Raw genomic sequence first — 8,447 nt, forward strand, 5'->3', positions numbered from 1 at the left:
TAATGATACTTCAGTTACGGTTCCTTCGGGAGAGACTGTGGTAAGCTTATTTGAATCACAGGTGGTAAAAACACCTTCAGCGTTTGCTTTAGAATTTGAAGGGCGTGAGCTTAGTTATGAAGGTCTGAATGAGCGGTCGAATCAGCTGGCTCACTACCTTAAGGCCCATTATCATATCCGGCCTGAAGATTTAATCTGTCTGCATCTTTCCCGCAGTGAAAATATGATTATTTCGATTCTGGGGATATTAAAATCCGGAGCAGCTTATGTTCCTGTAGATGTAGATTATCCTGAAGAGAGGATAGATTATATCATCAGTGACAGCAATGCAAAAGTTGTAATAGACGAAAATTTTTTATTGGAATTCAATCAGTACAGAGAAGATTATTCCAAAGAAAATCCATCGTTAATGAATGTTGGGGATGATTCGGCTTATGTTATTTACACTTCCGGAACCACAGGTCATCCCAAAGGAGTATGTGTGAGTCATTCCAATCTTCTCAATTATGTTCTGTGGAGTAACGGTTTTTATTTCCGTGGTGATGAGCGGGGCAACTGGGGTCTGTTTACGTCTGTTTCATTTGATTTGTCAGGGACTGCAATCTTCTGCTCTCTGACAAGAGGAAGCAAGCTGTTTCTTGGACACCCTGATGCAGACAGCTTACAGGGACTTCTATCCATGCTTGAAAATAATGAAGTGGATATTCTTAAACTGACTCCATCGCATATTTCCTTATTGAAGAATACAGAGGTGAAATCATCTCAGCTCCGAAAAATTATTTTAGGAGGAGAGAAAGTTCATAACGATCATATCCGTACCCTTCGTGCCCTTCGTGAAGACATTGAGATCTATGACGAATATGGTCCTACCGAAACAACCATAGGATGTATTGCCGCCCAGATCGGAGACTCAGCCGTAAGCATAGGTAAACCTATATCCAATACCCAGGTTCATATCCTTGATGCCGGTGGGCATCTGGTTCCAGTAGGAGTTCCCGGAGAGCTTTATATATCAGGATCTGGAGTTTCCAAAGGCTATTTAAACCGTCCCGAGCTTACGTCAGAGAAATTTGTTGGTAACCCTTACGGATCCGGTAAGATGTACCGTACCGGAGATCTTGGTCGGTGGCTTTCAGACGGGAGCATAGAATATCTTGGCAGAGCCGATGAGCAGGTTAAGATAAGAGGTTACCGTATAGAGCTTGGGGAGATTGACAGCCATGTTCTTTCTTACAGCGATGCTATAAAAACAGCTGTAACAGCAGTTAAGGATCATGAAGGAGACCAGAGTCTTGTGGTATATTATGTTGTGGATGGCGATATGGATAAGAAAGCGCTGTCCGCTTACCTGGAAAAGAAACTACCTGCCTATATGCTTCCGAACTTTTATGTTGAGCTTGAAAGTATTCCTTTAACAGGTAATGGTAAGACAGATCGTGATAAGCTCCGCGACGTCACCTCTTCTGATCTGATCAAGCATGAATATGTAGCTCCTGGCAATGAGGTTGAGAGACAGCTGAAAGAGATATGGGAAGAGATGCTGGGGCTTGACAACATCAGTGTTACAGATAATTTCTTTGAACTGGGAGGACATAGTTTGGTTTTGATAAGAATTATAAATAAAATTAAAACTACCTTCAATAAGACCATTTCCATAAAGGATTTTATGGAAAATCCTGTGATTCAGATGCTGTCGAAATATCTATCAAAACAGAAAAATTCTGAAGGTTTTATATCAATTCCCAAAGTTGAAGAATCACAATATTATCCTGTAAGTCCTACCCAATACAGACTTTGGGTAATACAGCAAAATGAAGAATCTTCAAAAGCATATAACATCAGCCAGGCATATAAATTAAAGGGTGACCTGGAAGCATCAAAACTTGAAGAGTCATTTAAGTATTTAATTAACAGATATGAGATCTTAAGAACAGTTTTTGTTAATATAGATGATACTGTTTATCAGCAGATTTTACCTTTTGAAACCGTTAATTTTACCATAGATACTGTTGATCTGTCATCTTCTCAGGATAAACAGAAGGAGCTTGCTGCATTTTTAAATGCAAAAGAAATTGAATTTAAATTAAATCAGTTTCCACTGTTTAAAATTCATCTGATTAAGATGAATGATAATGAACATGTTTTATGGTTTAATATCCATCATATTATTTGTGACGGCTGGTCAAATAACTTATTTGCATCAGAAATTGTAAAAGTATACAATTCTTTATTTAAAAATGAAGAAATCAATATGGCAGCCCTGAATATTCAGTATAAAGACTATGCTGACTGGGTAAGTAAAAAGAATATTGAAGGCTTTAAAGAATATTGGCAAAAATCCCTTTCCGGAAATATTCAAAAAATTGAAATGCCATTTTCAAAAAAAAGAAATAAACAGCAGACATATAATGGAGATACAGCTCAGTTCCTGATTGATGGTGAGGATATGGCAGATATCAGAGAGCTGTTGAACAAAAACAATACTTCACTGTTTACCTATCTTGTGGTCTGCGTCAAAGCATTACTTCACAAATACACGAAACAGAATGATATTATTGTTGGAACCAGCTTTTCAGGAAGAAACCATCCGGATCTTGAAAACCAGTTAGGTTTATTTTTAAATACCCTTCCTCTGAGGTCAGTAATTTCCAAAGAAGATACTTTTGATTCTTTTATAAAAAAAGAAAAAGAGATGATCACTGAAGCATTTGATAATGGGGACTATCCATTTGAACAGATGTTGTCAGATATTAATTATCAGAGAGATATAAGCAGATCTGCACTGTTTGATGTAGCGGTTGTTCTTAATAATTATAATAGCATTTCTCTTTCTGAAGAATCAAAAACAGTTGACGGATTAATGATTGAAAGTTATCAGATTGAGTATGGAATTGCCAAAACAGATATTGAATTCAGCTTTTCAGAGTCCGATGGCGGACTGTCAGCTGTAATATTGTACAATGTTGATTTATACGATAAGGAGGCCATTGAAAAAACAATGAACCACCTTAAGAATATCATACAGAATAGTATTAAATACCCCGATATTCCACTTCAGGAGTTAGAATATTTAAGTCCTGAAGAAAAGAAACAGCTGATAGTAGATTTTAATGATACTTCAGTTACGGTTCCTTCGGGAGAGACTGTGGTAAGCTTATTTGAATCACAGGTGGTAAAAACACCTTCAGCGTTTGCTTTAGAATTTGAAGGGCGTGAGCTTAGTTATGAAGGTCTGAATGAGCGGTCGAATCAGCTGGCTCACTACCTTAAGGCCCATTATCATATCCGGCCTGAAGATTTAATCTGTCTGCATCTTTCCCGCAGTGAAAATATGATTATTTCGATTCTGGGGATATTAAAATCCGGAGCAGCTTATGTTCCTGTAGATGTAGATTATCCTGAAGAGAGGATAGATTATATCATCAGTGACAGCAATGCAAAAGTTGTAATAGACGAAAATTTTTTATTGGAATTCAATCAGTACAGAGAAGATTATTCCAAAGAAAATCCATCGTTAATGAATGTTGGGGATGATTCGGCTTATGTTATTTACACTTCCGGAACCACAGGTCATCCCAAAGGAGTATGTGTGAGTCATTCCAATCTTCTCAATTATGTTCTGTGGAGTAACGGTTTTTATTTCCGTGGTGATGAGCGGGGCAACTGGGGTCTGTTTACGTCTGTTTCATTTGATTTGTCAGGGACTGCAATCTTCTGCTCTCTGACAAGAGGAAGCAAGCTGTTTCTTGGACACCCTGATGCAGACAGCTTACAGGGACTTCTATCCATGCTTGAAAATAATGAAGTGGATATTCTTAAACTGACTCCATCGCATATTTCCTTATTGAAGAATACAGAGGTGAAATCATCTCAGCTCCGAAAAATTATTTTAGGAGGAGAGAAAGTTCATAACGATCATATCCGTACCCTTCGTGCCCTTCGTGAAGACATTGAGATCTATGACGAATATGGTCCTACCGAAACAACCATAGGATGTATTGCCGCCCAGATCGGAGACTCAGCCGTAAGCATAGGTAAACCTATATCCAATACCCAGGTTCATATCCTTGATGCCGGTGGGCATCTGGTTCCAGTAGGAGTTCCCGGAGAGCTTTATATATCAGGATCTGGAGTTTCCAAAGGCTATTTAAACCGTCCCGAGCTTACGTCAGAGAAATTTGTTGGTAACCCTTACGGATCCGGTAAGATGTACCGTACCGGAGATCTTGGTCGGTGGCTTTCAGACGGGAGCATAGAATATCTTGGCAGAGCCGATGAGCAGGTTAAGATAAGAGGTTACCGTATAGAGCTTGGGGAGATTGACAGCCATGTTCTTTCTTACAGCGATGCTATAAAAACAGCTGTAACAGCAGTTAAGGATCATGAAGGAGACCAGAGTCTTGTGGTATATTATGTTGTGGATGGCGATATGGATAAGAAAGCGCTGTCCGCTTACCTGGAAAAGAAACTACCTGCCTATATGCTTCCGAACTTTTATGTTGAGCTTGAAAGTATTCCTTTAACAGGTAATGGTAAGACAGATCGTGATAAGCTCCGCGACGTCACCTCTTCTGATCTGATCAAGCATGAATATGTAGCTCCTGGCAATGAGGTTGAGAGACAGCTGAAAGAGATATGGGAAGAGATGCTGGGGCTTGACAACATCAGTGTTACAGATAATTTCTTTGAACTGGGAGGAAACAGTATGAATGCTATCAGGATTATCGGAGAAATACAGAAAAGATTAAACAAACTGCTGAAAATAAATGTCTTTCTTGAGAAACCAACTATAAGTGAGTTGGCTTTAATAATCAGCGAGATGGAAGATAAAGAACAGGATGTTTTCAGAACAATTATTTAAAAGTAAAAAAATACAACAGAATATAAATATATGGAAGAATTGGATAATAAGTATTATTTGAAACTTAATGTGATCATTGAGCCTCTGATCGATTTTTGGTACGCCTGGTCACACCTTATATCTCCGGCAACTGCGGCAATGAATATTAAAAAGCGTCATCTCAGAATTATGGACTCTTATATTAAAAATTCTAAAACCCACAGTATGGCTGTTAAAAATCCTAAAATGCTGGGAGGTCCGTTTATGGATTATCAGAATGAAAGAGTAGAGGAGATTACGAAATTATATGATGATACCCTTCAAAAAAGAAAGCATTTATTGGACCTGGATGAAGCATTAAGAGAGCTGAATCAGATTTTACAGGATGAAATGAAAGGATTTTCACTGAACAGGATGTATGATAAAGTACCTGAAATTCTGAAAGGGTATGTGGAACTTTATTATGATCTGAACAATAATGTCAATTACAGACTCATTGAACCGTTATTATACCAGAGCAAGTATTATGATGAGTCTTGTCAGTCTATTGCATTACAGCTTATAGACGCAGATGATTCAAGATCATTTGTACTGAGTACACCCAGATTACCTGAAGATCATGTTATTCACCTGGAAATTCCTTTCAAATCAGAAGTGATTGACAAATTGTTCAGAATGAAAAAAATTCCGGGAAGCTATGAAAGCATTAAGAATCTTTTAAACATACCTGCTGAAAAAGAAGAGCATTTCAAACAGTTTTTTACAACAGAAAAGCCATCTGAATTCAAGGCATATGACGGACCTGGTGTCAGAACCAGATATTTTGGGCACGCCTGCGTTTTGGTAGAAACAAAAAAGATATCAATACTGGTAGATCCGGTAATAAGCTATGATGGCTATGAAACCGATGTAAACAGATATACGATTAACGATCTTCCTGAAGAGATTGATTATGTTCTGATTACCCATAACCATCAGGATCATATTCTTTTGGAAACACTTCTGCAGCTCCGCCACCGGATAAAAACAATTATTGTTCCCAGCAGCAGCAAAGGAAACTTACAGGATCCTGATCTTAAACTGATGTTTAAGAAAATTGGATTTAATCAGGTTGTTGAGCTTCACGAGCTTGAAAGTATTGAAATGGAAAACTGTACAATCACAGGGCTGCCTTTCCTGGGAGAGCATGCTGATCTGGATGTAAGAAGTAAACTGTGCTATCATTTTTCTTTGCATAACGGGATCAGGCTTTTATTTGCAGCAGATTCATGTAATATAGAACCGAAAATTTATGAAAAGGTAAAAGAAGTGGTGGGAGAAGTGGATGTATTGTTCCTGGGAATGGAATGTGAAGGAGCTCCACTATCATGGTTATATGGGCCGCTGATGTACGAAAAGCTGGATCGTGATAAAGACCTTTCCCGACGCCTGGCAGGCTCGGATTATAATCAGGGTATGGCTTTTATCGATATTTTTAATCCTAAAGATGTGTTTGTATATGCTATGGGAATGGAGCCCTGGCTGGTTTTCATAAGCTCTATTAAATATACAGATGAATCCAAAGCTATCGTAGAGTCTAATAAGCTTTTGGAAGAGTGTATAGCGAGAGGAATTGGCGCCGAAAGACTTTTTGGAGAAAAAACGATAGAATATCTGTAAGGCTACACATGGTAATAATTATTACTGTTTTATACTTATCATCTTTTACACTAATGTAATTATCCGGTCTTACTTCTGAAGTATAATGTCTGATAATTATTAACATAACAAAAAAATTATATGAAGAGTTTCATTGAAAAATTAAAAGAAAATAATATTGAAGTTTTATTAAGAAGTAACAACCTTGAAATAGTTTCTTATAAAGAAAGTATTTCAGAAGAGCTTTTGGAAGAAATAAGAACCCATAAAGATTCTATCGTTCAGTTTTTAAAAAGTAATTCTTCAGATCATATTTTCAAAGATATTAATGGTGATATTCATTATAAGGCATCCTACCCACAAATAGAAATATGGGCTGCATGCCAGGATGCCAGGTCTTCTGCAGCGTATCACCTGCCTTCATTTATTCAGGTTGAACACACTTTGGATATTGAAACTCTGAGAAAAGCTCTGCAGTTTGTTGTTAATAAATATGAGATATTGAGAACGAATTTTACTTTGAGTATTTCCGGTGATTTGCTTCAGGTTATTCATCCTGAAAGCAGCATCAATGTGAATGTAATAGATTACAGACATACAAACTATGAAGAAGGAATAGCATTTATCAATCAGGATAATCTGATCCGGTTTGATCTGGAAAAAGATCCGCTATTAAGATGTTTTTTAATTAAACTGCCGGGTAATCAAAGTTTATTTTACTATAATATACATCACATTATTTCAGATGAATGGTCCGGTAAAATATTTGAAAATGAAGTGTTTATTGCTTATGATGCTTTCTTAAATGAGAACGAGAGCACACTGGAAAACACACCCTACAGATACAGAGACTATATAGACTGGTATCAGACACAGTTGAATAAAACGGATGATCATAAACAGTATTGGAAAGAGATCTTATCACCGTTACCTGATGTGCTTCAGCTGCCTACGAGCAAGCCATATCCCTCATTCAGGACTTATGACAGTATTTCTGCACGGATGTTCTTATCAGAATATGAAACCAACCTGCTTCATAAACTTTCACAAAAGCTTCAGGGAAGTTTATTTACAGGGGTACTTACAATTTTAAAAGTACTTATTTATAAGTATACCAATAATGATGACCTCATCATTGGATCTCATATGGCCACCAGAGAAAGAGCCGAATTTGATAAACAGATAGGTTATTTTCTTAAAACTCTGATTCTGAGAAATACAGTTTCCGAAACAGATAGTTTTAACAGTCTGTTTAACAGAATTAAGAAAAATCTGATACCGGCATATGAGCATTCCATATATCCGCTAAGTGAGATCTTAAAAGACATTAATTTCAAAAGAGATCAAAGCAGAAGCTCCGTTTTTAATATTTCAATAACTTTTCATGACGAAAGAAAAGATCCACATCTTACGCAGGAAATTTATACCAACATTATTGAGGAAGCGGAAAGCACCTGTAAATATGATATAGAATTCCATTTTGGTGTGGTTAATAATCAGTTATACATACGGGCAAACTATAATACAGAAATATATGAACCTCATATCATTCATAGCTTTATCAGGCATTACAGAGAACTTATATTAAAATTCAGCCAGGCTCCGGATATTTCTATCAGCGAGATAGATTATCTGGTTGACGGAGAAAGAGAAAAAGTTCTGAAATTGTTCAATAAAACAAGTGCCTCTTATCCTGAAGAAAAAACACTGGTAAATCTGTTTGAAGAACAGGTAGAAAAGACTCCGGATAATGTCGCTGTTTTTTATGAGGGTAGAGAGCTGAACTATTCAGAGCTGAACTCCGTATCCAATCAGCTGGGGCACTACCTTCGGGATCAGTATGCAATTCAGGCAGATGATCTGATCTGTATCAAGCTTCCCCGAAGTGAAAGAATGATCATCTCAATTCTGGGAATCTTGAAATCCGGAGGAGCCTATGTTCCTATTGATATTGATTATCCGCAGGAAC

3 protein-coding genes are annotated in these 8,447 nt (G+C 37.3%); all 3 read left to right on the top strand.

What is annotated here, in order from left to right; all coding sequences use genetic code 11:
- Positions 1 to 4,861, top strand: a 4,861-nt coding sequence (locus tag CRS_RS12110; protein WP_172617055.1) for a non-ribosomal peptide synthetase, incomplete at its 5' end; no start/stop codon positions are given.
- Between the two features lie 30 nt (positions 4,862 to 4,891).
- Positions 4,892 to 6,499: an MBL fold metallo-hydrolase gene (locus CRS_RS12115; protein WP_142724302.1), complete on the top strand. Its 1,608-nt coding sequence runs from the start codon at positions 4,892 to 4,894 to the stop codon at positions 6,497 to 6,499.
- Between the two features lie 120 nt (positions 6,500 to 6,619).
- On the top strand, positions 6,620 to 8,447 hold a 1,828-nt coding region (locus CRS_RS12120; RefSeq protein WP_142724303.1), incomplete at its 3' end, for a condensation domain-containing protein.

The sequence above is a fragment of the Chryseobacterium sp. ON_d1 genome (genome assembly GCF_006829085.1).
GTDB lineage: Bacteria > Bacteroidota > Bacteroidia > Flavobacteriales > Weeksellaceae > Chryseobacterium.

What these genes read in the sequence shown, in the direction of transcription:
- CRS_RS12115 (WP_142724302.1), top strand. Translation starts at nt 4,892, where the DNA reads ATGGAAGAATTGGATAATAAGTATTATTTGAAACTTAATGTGATCATT.